Origin of the sequence: Citrobacter sp. R4, from assembly GCF_026719175.1 — a bacterium.
Lineage (GTDB): Bacteria > Pseudomonadota > Gammaproteobacteria > Enterobacterales > Enterobacteriaceae > Citrobacter_A > Citrobacter_A sedlakii.
In genome coordinates this window covers 217363-242986 of sequence record NZ_JAPPSU010000002.1, presented here as the reverse complement: position 1 = coordinate 242986, position 25624 = coordinate 217363, and the positions used below count along the sequence as shown (strand labels likewise).

The window sequence follows — 25624 nt, the reverse complement described above, 5'->3', positions numbered from 1 at the left end:
CTCTCGCACATGACCTTAAGGGCAACATCTGCGATACTTAACGTTTATTCCCCTTACAGAGATGACTATGCAGTACCCGATTAACGAGATGTTCCAGACCCTGCAAGGCGAGGGTTATTTTACCGGCGTTCCCGCTATTTTTATTCGCTTACAGGGATGCCCGGTTGGCTGCGCCTGGTGTGATACCAAACATACATGGGATAAGCTCGCGGATCGGGAAGTGTCGCTGTTCAGCATTCTGGCGAAAACTAAAGAGAGCGACAAATGGGGGGCAGGCAGTGCAGAAGATCTGCTTGCCATCATTGGTCGACAGGGCTGGACGGCTCGCCATGTGGTGATCACAGGAGGGGAACCCTGCATTCACGATCTGATGCCGCTAACCGAACTGCTCGAAAAGAATGGCTTTAGTTGCCAGATAGAAACCAGCGGCACTCATGAAGTGCGCTGTTCTCACTCAACATGGGTCACGGTCTCACCAAAAGTGAATATGCGTGGCGGTTACGACGTGCTGTCGCAAGCGCTTGAGCGTGCTGATGAAATCAAACATCCTGTGGGACGTGTGCGTGACATTGAAGCGCTGGACGAACTGTTGGCGACGCTGACGGACGAAAAGCAGCGCGTTATCGCACTCCAACCCATCAGCCAGAAAGACGATGCGACCCGACTGTGCATTGAAACCTGTATCGCCCGCAACTGGCGGTTGTCGATGCAAACGCATAAATATTTGAACATTGCCTGACAACCGCGTCAGACGTCACAGTGCAGGCCGGATAAGGCGCTTCGCGCCGCTATCCGGCTTCTTTCAAGGATCATTCGCCGCGATAGACGCAGCCTGCCGTACACGTTTCTTTTACCATCACCGCGCTCAGTAACGGTACTGCGGGTTTTACCTGTTCCCAAATCCACTTCGCCAGCACTTCGCTGGTGGGATTCGACAAACCCGGAATATCATTCAGGTAGTAGTGATCCAGACGGTCATAGGTTGGCTTAAACGCCGCCTTCAGTTCTGCAAAATCAATAATCCAACCCGTGTGCGGATCAACTTCGCCGGTAACCTCCAGGCGCACCATAAAAGAGTGCCCGTGCAGACGACCACATTTATGTCCTTCCGGGACGTGCGGCAAACGGTGAGCGGCTTCGAAGGTGAAATCTTTAAACAGGGTGGTGGTCATCTTAAATTCTCAGTCAGGCAAAAACCGCCGTAGGGTACAGCAAAGTACATTTTTTCGCATTAACTAAAGCGGCCATGACGCGTTGATAACGGAATTGACGCGATGAATAATGTGTATCTCTATATATTTCAGTGGGTTATTTAATCGCTTTTATTGTTAATAACGATAACTAAAACAGGTTAGTCCATTTGGTTATTTGATATTTCCAACCCTTCTTTAATTGTTATTATCCCCGCCGTTAACCTTACCCTCAGTTTGGGTTTTATCGCTTAAATCCGCTTTGCTTACTGGAACATAACGACGCATGACGACACAGGCCCCACCTTCCGCTTTGCTTCCGCTGAACCCGGAGCAGCTGGCGCGCCTTCAGGCGGCCACAACCGATCTCTCGCCCACGCAGCTTGCCTGGGTCTCTGGCTATTTCTGGGGCATGCTGAATCAGCAGCCGGGCGCAGCCGTGTCACCGCCTGCGCCGGTCGCTGAAATGCCGGGCATTACGCTGATTTCCGCTTCCCAGACCGGCAATGCGCGCCGTGTCGCAGAAGCGCTGCGTGATGATTTGCTGGCGGCTAAACTCAGCGTCACGCTGGTCAACGCAGGCGACTACAAATTCAAACAGATCGGCAATGAAAAGCTGCTGGTTGTTGTGGCTTCCACGCAGGGAGAAGGGGAACCGCCGGAAGAAGCCGTCGCGCTGCACAAGTTCCTGTTTTCGAAAAAAGCGCCGAAGCTGGAAAATACCGCCTTTGCCGTGTTCGGTCTTGGCGATACGTCGTATGAATTTTTCTGCCAGGCCGGGAAAGATTTCGACAGCAGGCTGGCGGAACTGGGCGGTGAGCGTTTACTGGATCGCGTGGATGCCGACGTCGAATACCAGCCCGCCGCCGCAGAATGGCGTGCGCGCGTGGTTGACGTGTTGAAATCCCGTGCGCCGGTCGCTGCCCCTTCGCAGGTCATTGCCAGTGGTGCGGTTAACGAAATTCACTCCAGCCCCTACACTAAAGAAGCGCCGCTCAGCGCATCGCTTTCGGTCAATCAAAAGATTACCGGGCGTAATTCAGAAAAAGACGTGCGCCATATCGAGATCGATCTTGGCGATTCCGGCCTGCGTTACCAGCCCGGCGATGCGCTGGGCGTCTGGTATCAGAACGATCCGGCGCTGGTTAAAGAGATTGTCGAGCTGGTATGGCTGAAAGGCGATGAACCCGTAACGGTCGACGGGAAAAACCTCCCGCTGTCGGAGGCGTTGCAGTGGCATTTTGAGTTAACGGTCAACACCGCCAATATCGTTGAAAACTACGCCACGCTAACGCGCAGTGAATCCCTGTTGCCGCTGGTGGGCGATAAGGCGCAGTTGCAGCACTACGCGGCGACGACGCCGATTGTCGACATGCTGCGCTTCTCACCGGCACAACTGGACGCAGACGCGCTGATCGGCCTGCTGCGTCCGCTTACGCCGCGCCTGTATTCCATTGCCTCATCGCAGGCGGAAGTGGAAAGCGAAGTGCATATTACCGTCGGCGCGGTACGTTATGAGGTGGAAGGCCGTGCCCGTGCCGGTGGTGCGTCCAGTTTCCTCGCCGATCGTGTCGAAGAAGAAGGCGAAGTGCGCGTGTTCATCGAACACAATGATAATTTCCGTCTGCCGGAAAACCCACAAACGCCAGTCATTATGATCGGTCCTGGTACCGGCATCGCCCCCTTCCGCGCCTTTATGCAGCAGCGCGCGGCGGATGAAGCGCCGGGGAAAAACTGGCTTTTTTTTGGCAATCCGCACTTTACCGAAGATTTCCTCTACCAGGTGGAATGGCAGCGCTACGTTAAAGAGGGCGTGCTCTCGCGCATCGATCTGGCCTGGTCACGCGATCAAAAAGAAAAAGTCTACGTACAAGACAAACTGCGCGAACAGGGCGCAGAACTGTGGCGCTGGATTAACGACGGCGCGCACATTTATGTCTGCGGCGACGCCAATCGCATGGCGAAGGACGTTGAGCAGGCACTGCTGGACGTGATTGCTGAATTCGGCGGGATGGACGCCGAAGCAGCGGATGAATTTTTAAGTGAGCTGCGCGTAGAGCGCCGTTATCAGCGAGATGTCTACTAATGAGCGAAAAACATCCAGGACCACTGGTGGTCGAAGGTAAACTGTCAGACGCCGAGCGCATGAAGCTGGAAAGCAACTACCTGCGCGGCACCATTGCTGAAGATCTGAATGACGGTCTCACCGGCGGGTTTAAAGGCGACAACTTCCTGCTGATCCGCTTTCACGGTATGTATCAGCAGGACGATCGCGATATCCGCGCCGAGCGCGCCGAGCAGAAGCTGGAGCCGCGTCACGCGATGCTACTGCGCTGCCGTTTGCCGGGCGGCGTCATCACCACGAAACAGTGGCAGGCGATCGACAAGTTCGCGGCTGAAAACACGATTTATGGCAGCATCCGTCTGACCAACCGTCAGACCTTCCAGTTCCACGGCATTCTGAAGAAAAACGTGAAGCCGGTGCACCAGATGCTGCACTCCGTTGGACTGGATGCGCTGGCGACCGCCAACGACATGAACCGCAACGTGCTCTGCACCTCGAACCCTTATGAGTCTGAGCTGCATGCCGAAGCCTACGCGTGGGCGAAGAAAATCTCTGAGCATCTGCTGCCGCGCACCCGCGCTTATGCGGAGATCTGGCTGGATCAGGAAAAGGTCGCGACCACCGATGAAGAACCGATTCTCGGTCAGACCTATCTGCCGCGTAAGTTCAAAACCACGGTGGTGATCCCGCCGCAGAATGATATCGATCTGCATGCCAACGACATGAACTTTGTCGCCGTGGCGGAAAACGGCAAGCTGGTGGGCTTTAACCTGCTGGTGGGCGGCGGATTGTCCATCGAACACGGTAACAAGAAAACCTATGCCCGCACCGCGAGCGAGTTCGGCTTCCTGCCGCTGGAGCACACGCTGGCGGTGGCGGAAGCGGTGGTCACCACCCAGCGCGACTGGGGTAACCGTACCGACCGTAAAAACGCGAAAACCAAATACACCCTGGAGCGCGTAGGCGTTGAGACATTTAAAGCGGAAGTTGAACGTCGCGCGGGGATCACATTTGCGCCGATTCGCCCGTATGAATTCACCGGTCGCGGCGATCGTATCGGCTGGGTAAAAGGCATCGACAATAACTGGCACCTGACGTTGTTTATTGAAAATGGCCGTATTCTGGATTATCCGGGCCGTCCGCTGAAAACGGGTCTGCTTGAGATTTCGAAGATCCATAAAGGTGAATTCCGCATTACCGCTAACCAGAACCTGATTATTGCCGGCGTGCCGGAGAGCGAAAAAGCGAAAATAGAGAAGATCGCGCAGGAGAGCGGCTTAATGAATGCCGTAACGCCGCAGCGGGAAAACTCAATGGCTTGCGTCTCGTTCCCGACCTGTCCGCTGGCAATGGCAGAGGCTGAACGCTTCCTGCCGACCTTTATTGATAAGGTCGATACGCTGATGGCGAAGCATGGGGTGAGCGATGAGCATATTGTTATGCGCGTGACCGGTTGCCCGAACGGCTGTGGCCGCGCCATGCTGGCGGAAGTGGGGCTGGTCGGGAAAGCGCCGGGTCGTTACAACCTGCATCTGGGCGGCAATCGCATCGGAACGCGTATTCCCCGCATGTTTAAAGAGAATATCACCGAGCCGGAGATTCTGGCCTCGCTGGATGAACTGATCGGGCGCTGGGTGAAAGAGCGCGAAGCGGGTGAAGGCTTCGGCGACTTTACGGTGCGTGCGGGCATTATTCGCCCGGTGCGCGATCCTGCGCGGGATTTTTGGGAATAACCACGCCTTTGCCCGGAGGCGCTTCGCTTACCGGGCCTTTAGGTTTTCAGGCCGGGCAAACGTCATTGCCGCCCGGCAATGCAGGCAAACGAGGTTCTTATGTCCATACTCGATCTAAACGCCCTGAACGATCTGCCAAAAGTTGAACGTGTTATGGCGTTGGCAGAAATCAACAGCCAGCTGGAAAAACGGGATGCAGAAGGCCGCGTGGTCTGGGCGCTGGAAAATCTGCCCGGTGAATACGTGCTGTCGTCCAGCTTTGGCATTCAGGCGGCGGTCAGTTTGCATCTGGTCAATCAGATCCGCCCGGACATTCCGGTGATCCTCACTGATACCGGTTATTTGTTTCCGGAAACCTACCGTTTTATCGATGAGTTAACGGACAAGCTTAAGCTGAACCTGAAGGTGTACCGCGCGACTGAAAGCGCCGCCTGGCAGGAGGCGCGCTACGGAAAACTCTGGGAGCAGGGCGTTGAGGGCATTGAGAAATACAATGAGATTAACAAGGTCGAGCCGATGAACCGTGCGCTAAAAGAGCTGAACGCGCAAACATGGTTTGCCGGTTTGCGTCGCGAGCAGTCCGGGAGTCGGGCCCATCTGCCGGTGCTGGCCATTCAGCGTGGGGTGTTTAAGGTGTTGCCCATCATCGACTGGGACAACCGCACGGTGTACCAGTACCTGCAAAAGCACGGCCTGAAATACCACCCGCTGTGGGATGAAGGCTATCTCTCGGTGGGCGACACGCACACTACCCGCAAGTGGGAGCCGGGGATGGCAGAAGAAGAAACCCGCTTCTTTGGCCTGAAACGCGAATGCGGTTTGCACGAGGGGTAATTTCTTCAGGAAGGTTGAATCACCATAATACTTGCCCTGGTGAAACATAAGAAAGCCTACAGGCCCTTTTATTCCATATTCTAATACCACTCAACCACTGCGTTTTGATGTTATGGAATAATCAGTAAAGCATTCAATGAAAAACTCTTGATACTCCAGTGAGTTATGTGTTGACAGATCCCTGCGAAAGCGGGGATTTAATGACGATAACCATGTTGTTACAGGGCTAAAATTCTGGGACTTTCGTCACGGTATCCCGCCATCATGCGTGCGCTTATTTTCCCGAAAATGTCTGACCTCTTCCAGCCTGTCACGATACTTTAGCAAAAAGTGCTGAAAGTGAAATTTCGTTATCTCATAAAAAGAGAGCAATATTCCTGGAGTGGTTAAGAAAAATCAGCCAAAAAAAGCATCGGCAATTTTATCTAACTGTTTTTGCAATATGTAAAATTTATATTTATTGGCGATAACTCATTTTGGTTAGGATTTTTCCATTAAAAATCACGTTTCGTAATTATATCACCATCTTGCTTAGTTTTATTCTTTTCCATACCATAGCAATTAAGGGACGGTATATATAGGAAGGAACTCCAACCTGCTGATTTTTTAATGTATCAGTCGCATCATTTTATTTCCCTCCCGCTATCACCCGCTAAAAATCCCCAAGTATTTTACGCAAGAGGGGCGTTTTTTTTTATTTTTATCTGTATCACACGCATGGTATTAAATGATGAAGCTTAAAACACAACTGACGACACTTGCATTTCTGACGGCGATATCATTATCGCAATCTTCCTTTGCCGCGACATTTTGCGGTAGCCGCACCAGCGTATCGTATGGCGGCTCTGCAACGGTGACTGGTGATCTTGACGCAAATCGCTGCATCGAAATTGGCGCATATAACTATGGTGGGGTTAATGGCTACGCTGGCACGGCAATGAACGTCAATATGTTGAGCGGTAGCCTGATGAGTGTGCTCGGTTTTATGGAAGATTCTATCGTCAACTCGGGCGCCGAAGTTTACATCACGCAGGTCTCAAAAATAGCGAATGGTGGTTTTGATAGTACAGTACCCGCTACCGCATCCAATATAAAAATTAAAAGTGGCGGCTTAGTACGCGTATATGATGGTGGCACGCTGCAAAATTCTCATCTGGAAGGGGGAACCGCTTATATTTCTAACAGTGGAAACACCGGGAGTACTGGTAAAGCCATAGATAATAACGTCAGTGATGGCGGAAAATTATTTGTCTACGAAGGTGGCAGCAGCAGCGGTACCGTTATCGATCAAGGCGGCTACGAATATGCTCAGCAGTCTGGAGTCTCCAGTAATGCGCAGATTAACGGCGGCATCCAGTATGTGACCTTATCAGGTATCGCAAATAGCGCGACCATCAATGAAGATGGACGTCAATATGTCTATAACAGCGGCGTAGTGAATGATACAACCATCAAAAGCGGTGGCATTCAGTACTTGTTTATCAACGGTTCGGATACATCAGCCATTGCCGGCGTCGCCAATAATACGACGTTGTTTGGTACCGGGGCGCAGGTATTACAACAGGGCGGTACGGCTAACATCGTCACCCTGAACGATAATGCCGTACAGACGATTTACGCTGGCTCTGCAGCGAATAATGTGACGCTGAACGATGCGGCGATACAGACGGTGTATGGTAATGCGACCACGGAAAATGTCACCATTAACGGCAGCGCGAAATCCTGGTTGGCGAATAGCGCAACAATGACAGGAGCAACGCAGGTTAATGACCGGGGGCAATTGCAGCTTTCGACATCCGCTGATGGCGGGGCGAGGGCAGATAACGTAGCGCTGAATGGCAGCGATTCAACATTGTTGATTATCGCCAACAGCAGTGACAGTGACGCGGCAACCGTAGGTGCCTTGTCTGGACAAGGTAATGTCAGGTATTACACTGGCAGCGATGCCACCAGCGGTGCGGCTATTTACTCCAGACTGAATGTTGACTCACTGTCTGGCAATTTACATTTTTACTTCAATACCTCTTTAGAAGGCGGCAAAGGGGACTACCTGAACATCACCACGGGTACCGGCAACCATAACGTTACCGTAGCCGATTCAGGTGCGGAGATCACAGAGCCGGATAGACGCAGCCTTGATATTATTTCCGATGCAAGCGGTGGAGCGAGTTTTAGCCTTGCCACGCTCGCCGGTACCAATATTAATGCCATTGACGGCGGTACCTACATGTATTCGCTTTATGAAAGAGATGAAGACACCGGTAAAATTTGGTATCTGGCAGCAGAAAAAGAGCCTGTAGTCGAAATTCCGGAGCCAGAACCGGGAGAAGAAACTCCGACTCCTGAACCGGGCGAAGAAACCCCGACACCTGTCGATCCTACACCTGATCCGGGTCAGGAAATTCCGTCCATCACGGACAAGCCGAAAACCACGCCCGCGACGGATGCTGTGCTTTCTATGTCAGCGGCGCCCGTTATCATGTTTAAAAACGAGATGCAGAATTTACGCTTCCGGCAAGGCCTGGCGGAGAAAACGGAAGGTGACAATGGCGCATGGGTGCGTTTCACGGGTGGAGACTCAAATATCGACAGCGGGCATACTGACTTTAAACTAGAGCAATCAGGAATAGAGTTAGGCGTTGACCAAATAATGGCAACCGAAGGCGCCAAAACACGTGTTGGTCTGTTTACAAGCTATAACAGCGGTAAGGTGAAGCACGCGCGAGGGGGCGTAAGCCGTATTGATAGCCTTAGCATTGGCGCACAGGCCACCTGGTTTCACAACGAGGGATGGTATGTTGATGGCATACTGAAGTACAACCATTTTGATAACGCTTTAAATGCAGTATCGACAAATGGAAGCGGTATTTCGGCCGATTACAGTCAACATGCTCTGGGCGCAGCGATCGAAGTGGGTAAGAGCATCCATTTCCAGAACCATTTTTGGTTTGAGCCGTATGCAAAGGTTGCCGCAATTCAGGTTAAAGGTCAGGATATCAAACTGAATAATGGCATGAAAGGCAGCATTGACGATCAGGATTCGCTGACCACAGAAGCTGGTTTTAATCTTGGACGTACTTTCTTGCTAAACAAAGGGACATCTATTACACCGTATTTCAAAGCGGCGTGGGTGCATGAATATGTCGACAACAACAGTACGACAATTAACCAGCGCAATACGTTTACCACCAATCTTTCCGGTGACCTGGGAAAAGCGGGTATCGGGGTAAGTGCGTCCTTCAACAAGGAGCTTTCACTGTTTGCCGAACTTGATTATGCAAAAGGGAATAAGCAAGAAGACCCTGTTCAGGCGAATCTTGGATTCCGTTACAGCTTCTAATCATCCATGTTCTCTCTTCTGAACAACAAACCGGTACGTTGTGCCGGTTTGTTTACCAGCTGACCCGATGTTTCAGACGTAACTGCTCTAAGCGTTTTAAATTACCCAGTTTCTTACACAGCGAGTATTGGTAATTATAAACACTCTTAACAGAACAGTTGAGTTTTTGTGCGATGAAAGACGTTGAGTGCCCACTTCCAAACATCCTTAAAACTTGCATTTCATTTTCTGTTATTTCAACAATACCTTTAGGTTTGACCTTTTTTCCGCGTAAGATATCTTCTGCGTCCTTCATAAAGGAGGCGCGTTCGATGCCTGCCACCAGTATAGCAATAATCTCTTTTCTTCTGTTGAACCAGTACCTGGCCATTGACTTCATTGACCGGTCGGTGACCAGTACAATGCTCATCTCAAAATTTTTAAGTTTTTCCAGCCAGGCAATGTCGATGAACAATGGCAGATTCTCAATGCAAAAATCAACAAAGATAACGCCCCTTGGTAATTTGCACGCGAATTTTCTGAAGACTAAATGATGAAGTGATGCCGAGAAAAAATAGTTGTCCTCAGGCCATATGATTATTTTTTTATTTTCACAAAGTACAGCCCAAATGGTCTTTTGATCGCTGGTTGGGCAATGTAACCCACAACCTACACAGTGAGTGATATCGGGTATTTCTTTTATTTTCAAAATGTACCTTCACAATTAATTTATTTTCGAAGAGAACCATAATGAAGCGAGCATGAACAAACAGTAAACATATTTCTTTATCGAAATATATTTACGTTGACATACAGAAAATAGCGAAAATTTAAGAAAAGCCCGTTTCCCGGTAAGTACCCGAGCGCCTAAAAATTAAAAAAGTAGAAAAGAAAAAGCAATGATACCTTGTGATGCCAGGTGTTTTTCCCCACACAGAGCGAGAGCTGCTTTCATTTTCGAAGCATTTTGTGAAATACATTTAACATTTTGTGCTATTTACCTTTACATAAACCCGCGCCATCGCCAGCAATAATCCTAAAATTGTCTGGAAAGAATCCTGGTAAACAGGATAAAAAGCAATATCAGTATCGCATAACCTCGAGATACTTTTCTGCGAAGCATCAGAATAATCCATCTTTTTCATAATAATAGAGAAGTGAAATATATCTAGAATAGCAACAAATAAAACAATAATATTTAGATAAGGAATGTTATTTCTCCATAATGGACGCATTGTGAACTACCATAAAGATTACCCCATTAAATGCCAAAGCTGTGCCTGGCAATGTAATATGACCGATACTTTTAACGTGCGCATGCTCAATTGCATGGAGAGTCAATATATTATCTGGCCTATAGGGAATTTCCTACTGGAAAAAGGAATAACTCTCTTGCTGAAGGATAATTATTACAATATTCATTCGGGCGGGATGATTTTTGTTGATTTTTCCCATTATTATCTTTCTCTATTTGCTGACGATGCATGGCTGAATCATTTGAAAAAAGTGCCGATGAAGATAATTTTGCTTAGCGATCAAACGATGGAGCCTCTTGCCGGTTACTGGAAACATAAGGAAACGTGTATCGTTGATGTATTGACTGTACGAACTTATAAGCCGTTAGCATTGCGCAAGTCCGGACGTATGGTTTCAATGAACCAGAGCCAAAAGATAACGAGGGCGACGGGTCTTGAAGTAAAGATCCTGCATTTACTCCTTTCCGGTTACAGCACCCAGGAAGTGGCGGAAATAGTCAGAATAAGCAACAAAAGTGTTTTTAACCTAAAGTACTCCTTAGAGCGGAAGATGGGTAAGAAGTTGAAAGAATTGATTATTTTATAAATGCCAGTCTTTCTTATCAGCCTCTTCTCATCTGAGGGGCAGGGTTAAAAATGTCGTCAGGCGTCGAACTGTGATCTGTTTGTCGAAAACTAAAATGAATAATCTGAAAATAATGTCTGAAGCTGTTTTACCCTCTCGTTTGCATTACTCTTGATGACGTTATTGCCGGAGGCAGTAACGTCATTTTAACACTGAGGGAAAAACAGATGAAAAAAATCATTTTTGCTACGGCACTGACGCTGGTGTCCGGCACTTCTTTTGCAGCAATCACCGAAACCTGTCAGCAATATTTTAACGATGTTGATACATTAATTGTTGAAGCGTCAAAATCCAGCGAACAAGCTAAACAACAAATGGACGCCATGAAACCGCAGTTGGAACAGGCTAAAAAACAACTTGCGGAATTACCGGCGGAAAACCAGGATGCAGGCTGTAAGCAAGGTGCGGCGGCGCTGGTTCAAATGAAACAGTCCATGGGTCTCAAATAACGCCCTGGTTATACCGCGTACCGCAATTACTTCCGGGCCGGAGAAATTGTTGACGTTATCCGGCTTTTTGCAGTTTGCTATTCCCGTTGGCAAAATGCACCCTTCACATCACATTATTCGTCATCGATTTACTTTGCGTTAAATTGCTTGTTTTATAACGATTCTTCAATGTGATTATTGGGTTTTCTCTTCTCTCATTTTACAGCGCTGACTATTTCGGTAGAAATTTTCAAATAATAATTCCGTATTCCTGCTACTTAATAACAGTTTTATTTCCTGAAAAATTAGTGTGGCGCCAGAGAATTGCGTGAAGGCGATCTGTGGTCATGGAGACTGGCAACTGGCCCTGCGTGCGTCAGGGCCAGGCGATATGGGAAACTTAAGACGCTTTCGCCAGCTCTTTCACCAGCGGCAGCATGATACGCATCACGTCCCGGTTGCGGCGCTCAATGCGTCCGGGAAGCGCTTTATCGATATGCTGCTGGTTATCCAGGCGAACGTCGTGCCAGCTGTTGCCTGCCGGGAAGGACGCCGTTTTCGCGCGCTGTTGATACCCGTCTTTTTTACCGAGGTTCCAGTTCGTGGCCTCAACGGAAAGCACCGCAATTCCGGCTCTGTCGAACACTTCCGCATCGTTACAACAGCCGGTGCCTTTCGGGTAATCCTTATTCAGACCGGGATTGGTGGCGGCGGCGATACCGTGACGGCGGGCAATGGCGAGCGCCCGGTCGCGGGTTAATTTGCGCACGGCTTCCGGAGTGCGCTGTCCGCTATTAAAGTACAGCTTATCGCCAGTAATCAGGTTATCGAGATTAATCACCAGCAGGGTGTTTTTCTTCTCCGCTGCGCTCATACGCTTAAGGAGATTTTCCGCGCCGAGTTTGCCTTCTTCCTCGCCGCTGGTGGCGATAAAACGAATGCCGTATTCGGTGGGGACATCTTTCAGCCGTTCGGCCAGCTCGAGCATCACGCCCAGACCCGCGGCGTTATCGTCCACGCCCTGTAGGGTCAACCCGCCCAGATTCGCGTCGATGTCGGCGTCGCTTTGCGGGGCGTAGGTATCCAGGTGCGCCATGATAATAATTTGCTGCGGCGCTTTGCCTTCATGGGCGGCAATCACGGTGCTACCGGTCACGTTATGCCAGTTCTTGCGGTTATCTTTCGCGGTATAAATATAACGGCTGTTAAAGGTACGAATATCGCTGCGATACCCCATTTGCGCAAACTGCTGACGTAAATAGTCAGCGGAAAGCATTTCAGCCGGGGAACCCGTCATTCGACCGGGAAAGACGGTCGCAATATGCCGGGTTTGTAATGTCGCAAAATCGCCAGGTGACGATGCTGACGCCTGTGCGGGAGCCATAAAGCAGACGCCGAGGGCCAGAATGGCGACAAAACGGCGCGTTGCGGAAAACATAGTGAGTCCTTAAATAGCCTGCCAGGGAGACGCCCTGAATACAAAGCAAAAATTTTAACCCGCCTAGTATGAAACCGCGGCCCGACTAACACAATTTCATTTGCTCTGAAATGCCCGAAAAACCGCTGGCTTAAGCACTTTTTGATATTTGCTTTCCCAGATCGTTATTCCTTTGAGGAACTACTCATTCCAATTCGTAATTTCATTCGTTCTGCTGCGCTCCCTATAGTCGGGTTATCTGACGCGCTCGACAGTAGCGGTATTGTAAAGGAACGGCTATGGACCAAAAACGACTCACCCACCTGCGACAGCTGGAAGCGGAAAGCATCCATATTATTCGCGAGGTGGCGGCAGAATTCTCCAACCCGGTAATGCTCTATTCTATTGGTAAAGACTCCAGCGTCATGCTGCATTTGGCGCGTAAGGCGTTTTACCCGGGAACGCTGCCGTTTCCGCTGCTGCACGTCGACACCGGTTGGAAGTTCCGCGAAATGTACGAATTCCGCGACCGTACCGCGAAAGCTTACGGTTGCGAGTTGCTGGTGCATAAAAACCCGGAAGGGGTAGCGATGGGCATTAACCCGTTTGTCCACGGCAGCGCCAAACATACCGACATCATGAAAACCGAAGGCTTGAAGCAGGCATTGAACAAGTACGGGTTTGACGCTGCGTTCGGCGGCGCGCGTCGTGACGAAGAAAAGTCTCGCGCTAAAGAGCGCATTTACTCTTTCCGCGACCGTTTTCATCGCTGGGATCCCAAAAACCAACGCCCGGAACTGTGGCACAACTATAACGGCCAGATTAACAAAGGCGAGAGCATCCGCGTCTTCCCGCTTTCTAACTGGACGGAACAGGATATCTGGCAGTACATCTGGCTGGAAAACATCGAGATTGTCCCGCTGTATCTGGCGGCTGAGCGTCCGGTACTGGAGCGCGACGGCATGCTAATGATGATCGACGACGATCGCATTGACCTGCAACCGGGGGAAATGATCAAAAAACGGATGGTGCGCTTCCGCACCCTCGGCTGCTGGCCGCTGACCGGCGCGGTTGAATCGAACGCCCGGACGTTACCGGAAATTATTGAAGAGATGCTGGTTTCGACCACCAGCGAACGTCAGGGGCGGGTCATCGACCGCGACCAGGCAGGCTCTATGGAGCTGAAGAAACGTCAGGGGTATTTCTAAGGAGCCGCCATGAACACCACACTTGCACAACAAATCGCCAATGAAGGCGGCGTCGAAGCCTGGATGGTCGCCCAACAGCATAAAAGCCTGCTGCGTTTCTTAACCTGCGGCAGCGTGGATGATGGCAAAAGTACCCTGATTGGTCGTCTGCTGCATGACACCCGCCAGATTTACGAAGACCAGCTCTCATCGCTGCATAATGACAGCAAACGTCACGGGACGCAGGGCGAGAAACTGGATCTGGCGCTGTTGGTGGATGGCCTACAGGCTGAACGCGAGCAGGGGATCACCATTGACGTCGCGTACCGTTATTTCTCCACCGAGAAGCGCAAATTTATCATCGCCGATACGCCTGGGCACGAGCAGTATACCCGTAACATGGCGACCGGCGCGTCCACCTGCGATCTGGCGATCCTGCTGATCGATGCGCGAAAAGGCGTGCTGGATCAAACCCGCCGCCATAGCTTTATTTCCACGCTGCTGGGGATCAAGCACCTGGTCGTGGCGATCAACAAAATGGATCTGGTCGGTTTCAGCGAAGAGACTTTTGCGCGCATTCGGGAAGATTACCTGAACTTTGCCGGGCAGTTGCCGGGGGATCTGGATATCCGCTTTGTGCCGCTGTCTGCGCTGGAAGGCGACAACGTGGCTTCCCGAAGCGAGAGCATGCCGTGGTACAGCGGCCCGACACTGCTGGAAGTGCTGGAAACCGTTGAGATCCAGCGGGTGGTGGACAACCAGCCAATGCGCTTCCCGGTGCAGTACGTTAACCGTCCGAACCTTGATTTTCGCGGTTACTCCGGCACTCTGGCCTCCGGAAGCGTCAACGTGGGTCAACGCGTTCGGGTGCTGCCGTCCGGCGTGGAGTCCAGTGTGGCCCGCATCGTCACCTTTGACGGCGATTTGGAGCAGGCGTTTGCCGGTGAGGCGATCACCCTCGTTTTAAAAGATGAAATCGATATTAGCCGCGGCGATTTGCTGCTGGATGCGGGCGACACGTTACCTGCCGTACAACGCGCCGCTGTAGATGTGGTGTGGATGGCAGAACAGCCGTTGGCGCCGGGTCAGAGCTACGAAGTCAAAATTGCCGGCAAAAAGACTCGCGCGCGCATTGACGGCGTGCAGTATCAGGTGGATATCAACAACCTGACCCAGCGTGAGGTGGAAAACCTGCCGCTGAACGGCATTGGCCTGGTTAATCTGACCTTTGACGAACCGCTGGTGCTGGACACCTATTCGCAGAATCCGGTGACCGGCGGACTGATCTTTATCGACCGTCTCAGCAACGTTACCGTCGGGGCGGGCATGGTGCGTGAGCCCATTGCGCAGGCAGCGACAGCCCCAACTGGTTATAGCGACTTTGAGCTGGAACTGAATGCGCTGGTGCGCCGTCACTTCCCCCACTGGGGCGCGCGCGATCTGCTGGAGGGCAAATAATGGCGCAGCATGACGAAAATGTCGTCTGGCATGCGCATTCCGTTACGCCGCACCAGCGTGAGCAACGCCATGGTCATCGTGGGGTTGTGCTGTGGTTTACCGGGCTTTCTGGGTCGGGAAAATCGACGGTGGCCGGCGTGCTGGAAGAAGCGCTGCACGCGCTCGGCGTCAGCACATATTTGCTTGATGGCGATAACGTGCGCCACGGCCTGTGCAGCGACCTGGGCTTTAGCGATGCCGACCGCAAAGAGAACATTCGTCGGGTCGGCGAGGTAGCGAATCTGATGGTGGATGCCGGGCTGGTGGTGCTGACAGCGTTTATCTCGCCGCACCGGGCGGAGCGGCGGATGGTGCGTGAGCGGGTAGGCGAAGGGCGTTTTATTGAGGTGTTTGTCGATACGCCGCTGGAAACCTGTGAAGCGCGCGATCCAAAGGGGTTATATAAGAAGGCGCGCGCCGGTGAGTTGCGCAACTTTACCGGTATTGATGCGGTTTACGAAGCCCCTGAATCGCCAGAGATTCATCTGAATGGTGAACAATTAGTAACAAATTTGGTGAGTCAATTGTTAGACCTGCTGAGACAGGACGATATTATCAGATCCTGAGACACCTGACCTGTTTGCCCGGTCAGTCAAGGTTACAGGATTCGATATGCGTAATAGCCAGAACATCACCCTCCCGGCGTCCGAAACGTTTTCTGCCGATGACGAAACCACCTGGTCGCTGCCCGGCGCCGTGGTGGGATTCGCGTCATGGCTGCTGGCGCTGGGGATCCCTTTTTTGGTGTATGGTCCTAACACCTTGTTTTTCTTCATCTATACCTGGCCATTCTTTCTGGCGCTAATGCCCGTCGCGGTTGTCGTAGGCATCGCCCAACATTCCCTCTTCAACGGAAAATTGCGCTACAGCATTGTCGCCACGCTGCTGACGGTGTGTGCGATGTTCGGCGCGCTGTTTTTATGGCTGCTGGGCTAAAGCGCGACCGCTGTCCATAATTCAAACCGTAACCAACAATGAGATGATGTTCCCGGGGTGCCGGGTATACGTTATGCAGGGCAAATGTGGTACATTTGCCCGCGTTGTCGCGGCATTCCCGCCCACAGCATAGAGTCGTTTGTGGAAGTATGGGATGATAGTGCCGTTTTTCAGGGGGCAGGATGGGTAAACTAACGCTGCTGTTGCTGGCTTTACTGGTCTGGCTGCAGTATTCGCTGTGGTTCGGTAAGAACGGTATACATGACTACAGTCGCGTCAACGATGACGTGGCGGCGCAGCAGGCGACGAACGCCAAACTTAAAGCGCGTAACGATCAGCTTTTCGCCGAAATTGACGATCTCAATGGCGGTCAGGAAGCTATCGAAGAACGCGCACGCAACGAACTCAGCATGACGAAACCGGGCGAAACGTTTTATCGCCTGGTGCCCGACGCGTCTAAACGCGCGCAAACTGCGGGGCAAAATACTCGATAAACCATCCAGGGATTTAACATGGCAGCCACTTATTTGGATGTTTGCGCCGTGGTGCCGGCGGCCGGCTTTGGCCGCCGTATGCAAACTGAATGTCCTAAGCAGTACCTCTCGATCGGCAATAAAACCATTCTCGAACACTCGGTCCATGCGCTGCTGGCGCACCCCCAGGTCACCCGCGTGATCATTGCCATCAGTCCAGGCGACAGCCGCTTTGCACAACTTCCGCTGGCGCAACATCCGCACATCACCGTGGTGGACGGCGGCAATGAGCGTGCCGATTCCGTTCTGGCCGGGCTTCGCGCCGCAGGCGACGCTGAATGGGTGCTGGTGCACGACGCGGCGCGCCCCTGTCTGCATCAGGATGATCTCGCCCGCCTGCTGGCGATCCGCGAAACCAGCCGCACCGGCGGGATCCTTGCCGCCCCGGTGCGCGACACGATGAAGCGCGCCGAACCGGGCGTTGCGGCCATCGCCCATACCGTCGAACGCACCGATCTATGGCATGCGCTGACGCCGCAATTTTTCCCGCGTGAACTGCTGCATGATTGTCTGACCCGCGCGCTGAACGAAGGCGCGACCATTACCGACGAAGCCTCGGCGCTGGAATACTGCGGCTTCCATCCACAGCTTGTTGAAGGGCGGGCTGATAATATCAAAGTAACGCGTCCGGAAGATTTAGCGCTGGCTGAATTTTATCTGACCCGAAAAAACCATGAGGAGATAGCGTAATGCGAATTGGACACGGTTTCGACGTACATGCCTTTGGCGGCGAAGGCCCGGTTATCATTGGCGGCGTGCGCATCCCGTATGAGACGGGCCTGTTAGCGCATTCTGACGGCGACGTCGCGCTCCACGCGCTGACCGATGCGCTGCTCGGCGCAGCCGCGCTGGGGGATATCGGCAAGCTGTTTCCGGATACCGATCCGGCATTTAAAGGCGCGGACAGCCGTGAATTGCTGCGTGAAGCCTGGCGTCGCATTCAGGCCAAAGGCTATACCCTCGGAAACGTTGATGTGACGATTATTGCCCAGGCGCCAAAAATGCTGCCGCACATTCCGCAGATGCGCGTGTTTATCGCGGAGGATCTCGGCTGTCACATGGATGACGTTAACGTGAAAGCCACCACCACGGAAAAACTCGGCTTTACCGGACGGGGGGAAGGGATCGCCTGTGAGGCGGTCGCGTTACTGATAAAGGCGGTGAAATGACAGCGTTTGACGATCTCACCTGGCTCCACGGCAAACCGCAGAGCACCGGGCTGCTGAAAGCCAACCCGGAAGATTTTGTGGTTGTGGAAGATTTAGGTTTTGAGCCCGACGGTGAAGGTGAGCATGTCCTGGTGCGGATCCTCAAAAACGGCTGCAATACCCGTTTTGTCGCGGACGCGCTGGCGAAATTTCTGAAAATTCACGCCCGGGAAGTCAGCTTTGCCGGGCAAAAAGATAAGCATGCCGTCACCGAACAGTGGCTGTGCGCGCGTGTGCCGGGCAAAGCGATGCCGGACCTGAGCGCCTTCCAGTTGGAAGGTTGCAAGGTGCTGGAGTATGCGCGCCACAAGCGTAAGCTACGTTTAGGCGCCCTGAAGGGTAACGCGTTTACGCTGGTGCTGCGCGACATCAGTCAGCGTGATGAGGTGGAATCCCGTCTGAAGGCGATTAATGAGGCGGGGGTGCCCAACTATTTTGGCGCGCAGCGCTTCGGCATTGGCGGCAGTAACATACAGGGCGCGCTGCGCTGGGCGCAAAGCGATGCGCCGGTGCGCGATCGCAATAAACGCAGTTTTTGGTTGTCGGCGGCCCGTAGTGCGTTGTTTAATCAAATTGTCAGCGAGCGTTTGAAAAAACCAGACTTTAATCAAGTTGTTGACGGCGATGCGCTACAATTAGCGGGACGCGGAAGCTGGTTCGTGGCGACGTTGGAAGAGAGGGCGGAATTACAGGCTCGCGTCGACGCTAAAACGCTGATGATTACGGCTTCGCTTCCCGGTCGCGGTGAATGGGGAACCCAGCGTGATGCGCTGGCGTTTGAACAGGCCGCTATCGCGGAAGAAACGCAGTTACAGTCATTACTGGTGCGTGAAAAAGTAGACGCGGCGCGCCGGGCGATGCTGCTTTATCCGCAACAGATGTGCTGGAACTGGTGGGACGACGTCACCGTCGAACTGCGTTTCTGGCTACCTGCCGGGAGCTTCGCCACCAGCGTAGTGAGGGAACTGATTAACACAATGGGTGATTATGCGCATATTGCTGAGTAACGATGACGGGGTCCACGCACCCGGTATACAAACGCTGGCGAAAGCGCTGCGGGAGTTTGCCGACGTACAGGTCGTCGCCCCGGATCGTAACCGCAGCGGCGCGTCGAACTCATTAACGCTGGAATCTTCGCTTCGCACCTTCACCTTTGATAACGGCGACATTGCGGTCCAAATGGGTACGCCCACTGACTGCGTTTATCTGGGCGTAAATGCGCTGATGCGTCCGCGTCCGGACATCGTGGTGTCCGGGATTAACGCCGGGCCGAATCTCGGCGATGATGTGATTTACTCGGGGACCGTCGCCGCGGCGATGGAAGGACGGCATCTTGGTTTTCCGGCGCTGGCCGTTTCGCTGGACGGCTATCAGCATTACGAGACCGCCGCAGCCATCACCTGCCGTATCCTGCGCGCGTTAAGCCGTGAGCCGCTGCGTACAGGACGGATCCTGAACATCAACGTCCCGGACCTGCCGTTGGATCAGATCAAAGGGATCCGCGTAACCCGCTGCGGCAGCCGCCATCCGGCGGATAAAGTGATCCCGCAGGAAGATCCGCGTGGCAATACGCTGTACTGGATTGGCCCGCCGGGCGACAAGCATGACGCCGGGCCTGACACCGATTTTGCCGCGGTGGAGGACGGTTATGTCTCCATTACGCCGCTGCATGTGGATTTAACCGCGCACAGCGCGCATGATGTGGTTTCTGACTGGTTAGACAGCGTGGGAGTTGACACGCAATGGTAAGCAGACGCGTACAGACGCTTCTTGATCAACTTCGCGGGCAGGGGATCCGCGATGAGCATGTGCTTGAGGCGCTCGCCGCCGTGCCGCGCGAAAAATTCATCGATGAAGCGTTTGAACATAAAGCCTGGGATAACATCGCGCTACCGATAGGACAGGGGCAGACGATCTCGCAGCCCTATATGGTCGCGCGTATGACCGAATTGCTGGAGCTGACGCCGCAGTCGCGGGTGCTGGAGATCGGCACGGGTTCCGGGTATCAGACGGCGATACTGGCGCATCTGGTGCACCATGTCTGCTCGGTCGAACGCATCAAAGGGCTGCAATGGCAGGCGCGCCGTCGCCTGAAACAGCTTGATTTACACAATGTTTCAACTCGTCACGGCGATGGATGGCAAGGTTGGCAAGCACGTGCGCCGTTTGACGCTATCATTGTGACGGCAGCACCGCCGGAGATCCCGACTGCGTTAATGACGCAGCTGGACGAAGGCGGCATTCTCGTTTTGCCCGTGGGCGATGAGCATCAGTTTCTGAAACGGGTGCGTCGTCGGGGCGGCGAATTTATTATCGACACCGTGGAAGCCGTGCGTTTTGTTCCCCTGGTCAAGGGCGAACTGGCATAGGAAACGGCCCGAATACCTGGAGTTTTCCTGGTTATTTTGCAACAGGTCAGCGTATTGTGAAGACGTTTTCCAGTGCTTTCATGGTTATTATGTCACTGGTTGTTAACCAATTTTTTCCTGGGGGATAAATGAGCGCGGGAAGCCCAAAATTCACCGTCAGCCGCATCGCGGCATTGTCACTGGTTTCGTTATGGCTGGCAGGCTGTTCAAATTCCTCTAATCCGCCAGCGCCAGTCAGTTCCGTTAATGGCAGCGCCCCTGCGAACACGAATTCTGGGATGCTGATTACGCCCCCGCCGACAATGGGGAGCGCGAATACCGCACAGCAGCAAACGCCGCAAATTCAGCCAGTCCAGCGTCCGGTGAGTCAACCGACGCAAATCCAGCCCGTTGCGGAGCAACCCGTTCAGATGGAAAACGGTCGTATTGTGTACAATCGTCAGTATGGGAACATTCCGAAAGGTAGCTATACCGGCGGCAGTACCTACACCGTTAAAAAGGGCGATACGCTATTTTATATCGCGTGGATCACCGGCAACGACTTCCGCGATCTTGCGCAACGGAATAACATTCCGGCCCCGTATGGCCTGAATGTCGGGCAGACCCTCCAGGTCGGCAATGCGTCCGGTGCGCCAATCACGGGCGGAAATGCGATCACCCAGGCCGATGCGGCCGCGCAAGGAGTTGTGACCAACCCTGCACAAAATTCCGCCGTCGCTGTTGCGTCGAAACCGACAATTACGTATTCTGAGAATTCAGGTGAACAAAGTGCTAACAAAATGTTGCCTAACAACAAGCCTGCTGGGACAGTTGTCACAGCGCCTGTAACGGCTCCGGCGGTTAGCACAACCGAATCGACTGCAAGCAGTACGTCTACCAGTTCGCCAATTTCAACATGGCGCTGGCCGACGGAAGGCAAAGTGATCGAAAACTTTGGCGCTACCGAAGGGGGCAATAAAGGGATCGACATTGCAGGCAGCAAAGGACAGGCAATTGTCGCGACCGCAGATGGCCGCGTCGTGTATGCCGGTAACGCGCTGCGCGGTTACGGTAATCTTATTATCATCAAACATAACGATGATTACCTGAGTGCCTACGCCCATAACGATACAATGCTGGTCCGGGAACAACAGGAAGTGAAGGCGGGGCAAAAAATAGCGACCATGGGTAGCACCGGAACCAGTTCTACACGCTTGCATTTTGAAATTCGTTACAAGGGGAAATCCGTAAACCCGCTGCGTTATTTACCGCAGCGATAAATCGACGGAACCTGGCTGACACTTGCTAGTTCCGTCAAGGGATCACGGGTAGGAGCCACCTTATGAGTCAGAATACGCTGAAAGTTCATGATTTAAATGAAGACGCGGAATTTGATGAGAACGGAGTTGAGGTTTTTGACGAAAAAGCCTTAGTTGAAGAGGAACCCAGTGATAACGAGTTGGCTGAAGAGGAGCTGTTATCGCAGGGGGCCACACAGCGTGTGTTGGACGCGACTCAGCTTTACCTTGGTGAAATCGGATATTCGCCACTGCTAACAGCCGAAGAAGAAGTGTATTTCGCGCGTCGCGCACTGCGCGGAGATGTTGCCTCACGCCGTCGGATGATTGAAAGCAACCTGCGTCTGGTGGTGAAAATTGCCCGCCGATACGGCAATCGTGGTCTGGCGTTGCTGGACCTGATCGAAGAGGGCAATCTGGGGCTTATCCGTGCCGTCGAGAAGTTTGACCCGGAACGCGGGTTCCGCTTCTCAACATACGCAACCTGGTGGATTCGCCAGACGATTGAACGGGCGATTATGAACCAAACCCGTACCATTCGACTGCCTATTCACATTGTAAAAGAGCTGAACGTTTACCTGCGTACCGCCCGTGAGTTGTCCCATAAGCTGGACCACGAACCGAGCGCGGAGGAAATCGCAGAGCAACTGGATAAACCGGTTGATGACGTTAGCCGCATGCTTCGTCTTAACGAGCGCATTACCTCGGTGGACACCCCGTTGGGTGGCGACTCCGAAAAAGCGTTGCTGGATATCCTGGCCGATGAAAAAGACAACGGTCCGGAAGACACCACGCAGGATGACGATATGAAGCAGAGTATCGTCAAATGGCTGTTCGAACTGAACGCCAAACAGCGTGAAGTGCTGGCACGTCGTTTCGGTCTGCTGGGTTATGAAGCTGCGACACTGGAAGATGTGGGCCGCGAAATTGGTCTCACGCGTGAACGTGTTCGTCAGATTCAGGTTGAAGGTCTGCGTCGTCTGCGGGAAATTTTGCAGACTCAGGGACTGAATATCGAAGCGCTGTTCCGCGAGTAAGCAAAGTTCCATCAAGAAAGACCAGTCTCTGTGAGGCTGGTCTTTTTTTTGGGGATTGTCCGGCAAGTCCAGGGGAACGGGCTTCAGGCCGGATAAGGCGTGAGCCGCACCAGGAAAATCATTCCATCATTTTACGCACCAGTCGCGTGAACTGTTCGCGCTCTTCTTCGCTTAGCCGCCCCAGAAATTCCTCATCCACGCGGTTGCCCAGCGGCATCGTCGTTGTCAGCAATGCTTCGCCTTGCGCAGTGAGAAAAACAAAGCGACGACGTTTATCCAGCGGATCGTTTTCTCGCCTCACCAGCCCGCGTTTTTCCATTCGGCTTAGCATCTCCGCCAGCGTAGCTTTCGTACTTACCGCAGCCTCGGTGAGGTCGACCTGCTCAATGCCAGGGCGCTCGGCAATAGCGCGCATGACGGCGTACTGAGGTTTGGTCAGCTCCGGTAATTCATGCTGCCAGCGTGCGGTATGCTGCTGAAAAAGTTGCCGTAACAGGTGAAACGCTGTGTTTCGTAACGCCATGGGAACTCCGGTTTGCGTATCGGCTTCTATCATAGCGGTTTCTTACCGGTTTTTTAATGCAGCCGTTTTAAGCGATCCGTGCGGTGCAATTTTCAGGATCTTGTTGTTACTTCATCGCTGGCGTATTTTAATGCAAACGTTCGTATACGAACAATATTGAGGCGATGAATGAGACTGATTGTTGGGATGACCGGCGCAACAGGCGCGCCGCTTGGCGTGGCGCTGCTTCAGGTGTTGCGGCAGATGCCGGAGGTGGAAACGCATCTGGTGATGTCAAAGTGGGCCAAAACCACCATTGAGCTGGAAACGCCCTGGCGGGCGCGGGACGTTGCGGCACTGGCTGATTACTGTCATAGCCCGGCGGATCAGGCGGCAACGATCTCCTCGGGATCCTTTCGTACCGACGGCATGATCGTCATTCCGTGCAGTATGAAAACGTTGGCCGGTATTCGCGCAGGCTATGCCGAAGGCCTGGTGGGGCGCGCTGCCGACGTGGTGCTGAAAGAGGGGCGCAAACTGGTGCTGGTGCCGCGCGAAATGCCGCTTAGCACCCTGCATCTGGAGAACATGCTTGCCTTATCCCGCATGGGCGTGGCAATGGTGCCGCCGATGCCCGCGTTCTACAACCATCCACAAACCGTAGATGACATCACTCAGCATATCGTGGCGCGCGTACTCGACCAGTTCGCGCTTGAGCATCCCCACGCCCGCCGCTGGCAGGGGTTGCAGCAGGAGCGGAATTTTTCTCAGGAGAATGAATAATGGCATTTGATGATTTACGCAGCTTTTTACAGGCGCTGGACGAGCAGGGGCAACTGCTGAAGATCGGTGAAGAAGTGAGCGCCGAGCCGGATCTGGCGGCAGCCGCTAACGCCACCGGACGTATTGGCGACGGCGCGCCCGCGCTGTGGTTTGATAACATTCGTGGCTTCACCGACGCGCGCGTGGCGATGAACACCATCGGTTCGTGGCAAAACCACGCGATCTCACTGGGGTTGCCACCGAATACGCCGGTAAAAAAGCAAATAGATGAGTTTATTCGTCGCTGGGATCATTTTCCCGTTGCGCCGGAACGCCGGGCGAATCCGGCATGGGCGGAAAACACCGTTGACGGCGATGCGATCAACCTTTTCGACATCCTGCCGCTGTTTCGACTGAACGACGGTGACGGCGGTTTTTACCTCGATAAAGCCTGCATGGTCTCCCGCGATCCGCTTGACCCGGACAGCTTCGGCAAGCAAAACGTCGGGATTTACCGCATGGAAGTCAAAGGCAAGCGCAAACTTGGTCTGCAACCGGTGCCGATGCATGACATCGCGCTGCATCTGCATAAAGCGGAAGAGCGCGGTGAGGATCTGCCGATTGCGATTACCCTCGGTAATGATCCGATCATCACTCTGATGGGCGCCACGCCGCTGAAGTACGATCAGTCGGAATATGAAATGGCCGGCGCGCTGCGCGAAAGCCCGTATCCCATCGCCACCGCCCCGCTGACTGGCTTTGACGTACCCTGGGGCTCCGAAGTGATCCTCGAGGGCGTCATCGAAAGCCGTAAGCGCGAGATCGAAGGGCCGTTCGGGGAGTTTACCGGCCACTACTCCGGCGGACGCAATATGACGGTGGTGCGTATTGATAAAGTCTCTTACCGCAGCAAACCGATTTTTGAGTCGCTTTATCTCGGGATGCCATGGACTGAAATCGACTATCTGATGGGACCGGCGACCTGCGTACCGCTGTATCAGCAACTGAAAGCGGAATTCCCGGAGGTTCAGGCGGTAAACGCGATGTACACCCACGGCCTGCTGGCGATTATTTCAACCAAAAAGCGCTACGGCGGTTTTGCCCGCGCCGTGGGCCTGCGCGCGATGACCACGCCGCACGGTCTGGGCTACGTAAAGATGGTGATTATGGTTGACGAAGATGTCGATCCGTTCAATCTGCCGCAGGTGATGTGGGCGCTGTCGTCGAAGGTCAATCCAGCGGGAGATTTGGTGCAGTTGCCGAATATGTCGGTGCTGGAGCTGGATCCCGGTTCAAGTCCGGCGGGGATCACCGACAAGCTGATTATTGACGCCACCACGCCGGTTGCGCCGGACAATCGCGGACATTACAGCCAGCCGGTCTGCGATCTCCCGGAAACCAAAGCCTGGGCGGAGAAACTGACCGCCATGCTGGCTAACCGTAAATAAG

The 25624-nt window shown here is 53.1% G+C and carries 26 protein-coding genes; 21 read left to right on the top strand and 5 right to left on the bottom strand.

Annotated elements, in window-relative coordinates:
- Positions 1-67: 67 nt before the first annotated feature.
- Complete coding sequence (gene queE, locus OOJ60_RS06715) at positions 68-739, top strand: 7-carboxy-7-deazaguanine synthase QueE (RefSeq protein ID WP_042288797.1); 672 nt, start codon at positions 68-70, stop codon at positions 737-739.
- 70 nt (positions 740-809) lie between these two features.
- On the opposite strand, the gene queD is transcribed toward queE, so the two are convergent.
- Positions 810-1172, bottom strand: coding sequence for a 6-carboxytetrahydropterin synthase QueD (queD, locus tag OOJ60_RS06710; RefSeq protein ID WP_060569385.1), 363 nt, complete (start codon positions 1170-1172; stop codon positions 810-812).
- A gap of 304 nt (positions 1173-1476) precedes the next feature.
- Here queD and cysJ point away from each other — a divergent pair, with 304 nt between their 5' ends.
- From cysJ to OOJ60_RS06690, 4 genes are all read left to right on the top strand, one after another.
- A complete protein-coding gene (gene cysJ, locus OOJ60_RS06705; protein ID WP_042288768.1) occupies positions 1477-3276 on the top strand; it encodes an NADPH-dependent assimilatory sulfite reductase flavoprotein subunit in 1800 nt (599 codons plus the stop codon).
- Entirely contained in the window at positions 3276-4988 is a 1713-nt protein-coding gene (gene cysI / locus OOJ60_RS06700; protein ID WP_042288765.1) for an assimilatory sulfite reductase (NADPH) hemoprotein subunit, read from the top strand. Before cysJ ends, cysI begins: the two co-directional genes overlap by 1 nt.
- 99 nt (positions 4989-5087) lie before the next feature.
- Positions 5088-5822, top strand: coding sequence for a phosphoadenosine phosphosulfate reductase (gene cysH / locus OOJ60_RS06695; protein ID WP_042288763.1), 735 nt, complete (start codon positions 5088-5090; stop codon positions 5820-5822).
- A gap of 727 nt (positions 5823-6549) precedes the next feature.
- Positions 6550-9162: an autotransporter outer membrane beta-barrel domain-containing protein gene (locus OOJ60_RS06690; RefSeq protein ID WP_205612286.1), complete on the top strand. Its 2613-nt coding sequence runs from the start codon at positions 6550-6552 to the stop codon at positions 9160-9162.
- 52 nt (positions 9163-9214) lie between these two features.
- On the opposite strand, the gene OOJ60_RS06685 is transcribed toward OOJ60_RS06690, so the two are convergent.
- Positions 9215-9850, bottom strand: coding sequence for a helix-turn-helix transcriptional regulator (locus tag OOJ60_RS06685; protein ID WP_205612285.1), 636 nt, complete (start codon positions 9848-9850; stop codon positions 9215-9217).
- A 584-nt stretch (positions 9851-10434) separates the two neighbouring features.
- Between OOJ60_RS06685 and OOJ60_RS06680 the strand changes: the two genes are divergently transcribed.
- On the top strand, positions 10435-10983 hold the full coding sequence (locus tag OOJ60_RS06680) for a helix-turn-helix transcriptional regulator (protein ID WP_042288729.1): 549 nt from the start codon (positions 10435-10437) through the stop codon (positions 10981-10983).
- Between the two features lie 206 nt (positions 10984-11189).
- Complete coding sequence (locus OOJ60_RS06675) at positions 11190-11471, top strand: DUF5339 domain-containing protein (RefSeq protein WP_205612284.1); 282 nt, start codon at positions 11190-11192, stop codon at positions 11469-11471.
- 379 nt (positions 11472-11850) lie between these two features.
- Here the strand turns inward: OOJ60_RS06675 and OOJ60_RS06670 are convergent, their stop codons facing one another.
- Entirely contained in the window at positions 11851-12888 is a 1038-nt protein-coding gene (locus OOJ60_RS06670) for an aminopeptidase (protein WP_205612283.1), read from the bottom strand.
- Between the two features lie 278 nt (positions 12889-13166).
- On the opposite strand from OOJ60_RS06670, the gene cysD reads away from it, so the two are divergent.
- The 10 genes from cysD (at position 13167) to OOJ60_RS06620 (ending at position 20597) form a co-directional block, all read left to right on the top strand.
- Positions 13167-14075, top strand: a complete 909-nt coding sequence (gene cysD, locus OOJ60_RS06665) for a sulfate adenylyltransferase subunit CysD (protein WP_042288720.1) — start codon at positions 13167-13169, stop codon at positions 14073-14075.
- Positions 14076-14084: 9 nt separating this feature from the next.
- Positions 14085-15512, top strand: coding sequence for a sulfate adenylyltransferase subunit CysN (cysN, locus tag OOJ60_RS06660; protein ID WP_205612282.1), 1428 nt, complete (start codon positions 14085-14087; stop codon positions 15510-15512).
- On the top strand, positions 15512-16117 hold the full coding sequence (cysC, locus tag OOJ60_RS06655; protein WP_205612281.1) for an adenylyl-sulfate kinase: 606 nt from the start codon (positions 15512-15514) through the stop codon (positions 16115-16117). The genes cysN and cysC overlap by 1 nt, the downstream gene beginning before the upstream one ends.
- Before the next feature lie 46 nt (positions 16118-16163).
- Positions 16164-16487 carry a DUF3561 family protein gene (locus OOJ60_RS06650; RefSeq protein WP_042288710.1) on the top strand — a complete coding sequence of 108 codons (324 nt, stop codon included), beginning with the start codon at positions 16164-16166 and terminating at the stop codon, positions 16485-16487.
- Between the two features lie 182 nt (positions 16488-16669).
- Positions 16670-16981 (top strand): cell division protein FtsB, encoded by a 312-nt coding sequence (gene ftsB, locus OOJ60_RS06645; RefSeq protein ID WP_042288707.1) that lies wholly within the window; start codon positions 16670-16672, stop codon positions 16979-16981.
- A gap of 18 nt (positions 16982-16999) precedes the next feature.
- Entirely contained in the window at positions 17000-17710 is a 711-nt protein-coding gene (ispD, locus tag OOJ60_RS06640) for a 2-C-methyl-D-erythritol 4-phosphate cytidylyltransferase (RefSeq protein WP_060569393.1), read from the top strand.
- Positions 17710-18189 carry a 2-C-methyl-D-erythritol 2,4-cyclodiphosphate synthase gene (gene ispF / locus OOJ60_RS06635; protein ID WP_205612280.1) on the top strand — a complete coding sequence of 160 codons (480 nt, stop codon included), beginning with the start codon at positions 17710-17712 and terminating at the stop codon, positions 18187-18189. The genes ispD and ispF overlap by 1 nt, the downstream gene beginning before the upstream one ends.
- Complete coding sequence (gene truD, locus OOJ60_RS06630; RefSeq protein WP_205612279.1) at positions 18186-19235, top strand: tRNA pseudouridine(13) synthase TruD; 1050 nt, start codon at positions 18186-18188, stop codon at positions 19233-19235. Before ispF ends, truD begins: the two co-directional genes overlap by 4 nt.
- Positions 19216-19977: a 5'/3'-nucleotidase SurE gene (surE, locus tag OOJ60_RS06625; protein ID WP_042288698.1), complete on the top strand. Its 762-nt coding sequence runs from the start codon at positions 19216-19218 to the stop codon at positions 19975-19977. Before truD ends, surE begins: the two co-directional genes overlap by 20 nt.
- Positions 19971-20597, top strand: a complete 627-nt coding sequence (locus OOJ60_RS06620) for a protein-L-isoaspartate(D-aspartate) O-methyltransferase (protein ID WP_042288697.1) — start codon at positions 19971-19973, stop codon at positions 20595-20597. Before surE ends, OOJ60_RS06620 begins: the two co-directional genes overlap by 7 nt.
- A gap of 46 nt (positions 20598-20643) precedes the next feature.
- Here OOJ60_RS06620 and OOJ60_RS06615 read toward each other — a convergent pair whose 3' ends face one another.
- Positions 20644-20865, bottom strand: a complete 222-nt coding sequence (locus tag OOJ60_RS06615; protein ID WP_229264090.1) for a hypothetical protein — start codon at positions 20863-20865, stop codon at positions 20644-20646.
- Here OOJ60_RS06615 and nlpD point away from each other — a divergent pair.
- Together nlpD and rpoS are read left to right on the top strand one after the other, a co-directional pair.
- The gene (gene nlpD / locus OOJ60_RS06610; protein ID WP_233459309.1) at positions 20771-21856 is read left to right on the top strand and encodes a murein hydrolase activator NlpD; all 1086 of its coding nucleotides are present in this window, start codon (positions 20771-20773) and stop codon (positions 21854-21856) included. The two genes, OOJ60_RS06615 and nlpD, sit on opposite strands and share 95 nt — an antisense overlap.
- 62 nt (positions 21857-21918) lie before the next feature.
- The gene (gene rpoS / locus OOJ60_RS06605) at positions 21919-22911 is read left to right on the top strand and encodes an RNA polymerase sigma factor RpoS (RefSeq protein WP_042288692.1); all 993 of its coding nucleotides are present in this window, start codon (positions 21919-21921) and stop codon (positions 22909-22911) included.
- Positions 22912-23029: 118 nt separating this feature from the next.
- Here rpoS and OOJ60_RS06600 read toward each other — a convergent pair whose 3' ends face one another.
- Positions 23030-23434: a MarR family winged helix-turn-helix transcriptional regulator gene (locus OOJ60_RS06600; protein ID WP_060569397.1), complete on the bottom strand. Its 405-nt coding sequence runs from the start codon at positions 23432-23434 to the stop codon at positions 23030-23032.
- 168 nt (positions 23435-23602) lie between these two features.
- Between OOJ60_RS06600 and OOJ60_RS06595 the strand changes: the two genes are divergently transcribed.
- Positions 23603-24196, top strand: coding sequence for a non-oxidative hydroxyarylic acid decarboxylases subunit B (locus OOJ60_RS06595; RefSeq protein WP_060569398.1), 594 nt, complete (start codon positions 23603-23605; stop codon positions 24194-24196).
- On the top strand, positions 24196-25623 hold the full coding sequence (locus OOJ60_RS06590; RefSeq protein WP_205612278.1) for a non-oxidative hydroxyarylic acid decarboxylases subunit C: 1428 nt from the start codon (positions 24196-24198) through the stop codon (positions 25621-25623). The genes OOJ60_RS06595 and OOJ60_RS06590 overlap by 1 nt, the downstream gene beginning before the upstream one ends.
- Position 25624 lies beyond the last annotated feature (1 nt).

What these genes read in the sequence shown, in the direction of transcription:
- queE (WP_042288797.1), top strand. Translation starts at nt 68, where the DNA reads ATGCAGTACCCGATTAACGAGATGTTCCAGACCCTGCAAGGCGAGGGT.
- queD (WP_060569385.1), bottom strand. Translation starts at nt 1,172, where the DNA reads ATGACCACCACCCTGTTTAAAGATTTCACCTTCGAAGCCGCTCACCGT.
- cysJ (WP_042288768.1), top strand. Translation starts at nt 1,477, where the DNA reads ATGACGACACAGGCCCCACCTTCCGCTTTGCTTCCGCTGAACCCGGAG.
- cysI (WP_042288765.1), top strand. Translation starts at nt 3,276, where the DNA reads ATGAGCGAAAAACATCCAGGACCACTGGTGGTCGAAGGTAAACTGTCA.
- cysH (WP_042288763.1), top strand. Translation starts at nt 5,088, where the DNA reads ATGTCCATACTCGATCTAAACGCCCTGAACGATCTGCCAAAAGTTGAA.
- OOJ60_RS06690 (WP_205612286.1), top strand. Translation starts at nt 6,550, where the DNA reads ATGATGAAGCTTAAAACACAACTGACGACACTTGCATTTCTGACGGCG.
- OOJ60_RS06680 (WP_042288729.1), top strand. Translation starts at nt 10,435, where the DNA reads ATGACCGATACTTTTAACGTGCGCATGCTCAATTGCATGGAGAGTCAA.
- OOJ60_RS06675 (WP_205612284.1), top strand. Translation starts at nt 11,190, where the DNA reads ATGAAAAAAATCATTTTTGCTACGGCACTGACGCTGGTGTCCGGCACT.
- OOJ60_RS06670 (WP_205612283.1), bottom strand. Translation starts at nt 12,888, where the DNA reads ATGTTTTCCGCAACGCGCCGTTTTGTCGCCATTCTGGCCCTCGGCGTC.
- cysD (WP_042288720.1), top strand. Translation starts at nt 13,167, where the DNA reads ATGGACCAAAAACGACTCACCCACCTGCGACAGCTGGAAGCGGAAAGC.
- cysN (WP_205612282.1), top strand. Translation starts at nt 14,085, where the DNA reads ATGAACACCACACTTGCACAACAAATCGCCAATGAAGGCGGCGTCGAA.
- cysC (WP_205612281.1), top strand. Translation starts at nt 15,512, where the DNA reads ATGGCGCAGCATGACGAAAATGTCGTCTGGCATGCGCATTCCGTTACG.
- OOJ60_RS06650 (WP_042288710.1), top strand. Translation starts at nt 16,164, where the DNA reads ATGCGTAATAGCCAGAACATCACCCTCCCGGCGTCCGAAACGTTTTCT.
- ftsB (WP_042288707.1), top strand. Translation starts at nt 16,670, where the DNA reads ATGGGTAAACTAACGCTGCTGTTGCTGGCTTTACTGGTCTGGCTGCAG.
- ispD (WP_060569393.1), top strand. Translation starts at nt 17,000, where the DNA reads ATGGCAGCCACTTATTTGGATGTTTGCGCCGTGGTGCCGGCGGCCGGC.
- ispF (WP_205612280.1), top strand. Translation starts at nt 17,710, where the DNA reads ATGCGAATTGGACACGGTTTCGACGTACATGCCTTTGGCGGCGAAGGC.
- truD (WP_205612279.1), top strand. Translation starts at nt 18,186, where the DNA reads ATGACAGCGTTTGACGATCTCACCTGGCTCCACGGCAAACCGCAGAGC.
- surE (WP_042288698.1), top strand. Translation starts at nt 19,216, where the DNA reads ATGCGCATATTGCTGAGTAACGATGACGGGGTCCACGCACCCGGTATA.
- OOJ60_RS06620 (WP_042288697.1), top strand. Translation starts at nt 19,971, where the DNA reads ATGGTAAGCAGACGCGTACAGACGCTTCTTGATCAACTTCGCGGGCAG.
- rpoS (WP_042288692.1), top strand. Translation starts at nt 21,919, where the DNA reads ATGAGTCAGAATACGCTGAAAGTTCATGATTTAAATGAAGACGCGGAA.
- OOJ60_RS06600 (WP_060569397.1), bottom strand. Translation starts at nt 23,434, where the DNA reads ATGGCGTTACGAAACACAGCGTTTCACCTGTTACGGCAACTTTTTCAG.
- OOJ60_RS06595 (WP_060569398.1), top strand. Translation starts at nt 23,603, where the DNA reads ATGAGACTGATTGTTGGGATGACCGGCGCAACAGGCGCGCCGCTTGGC.
- OOJ60_RS06590 (WP_205612278.1), top strand. Translation starts at nt 24,196, where the DNA reads ATGGCATTTGATGATTTACGCAGCTTTTTACAGGCGCTGGACGAGCAG.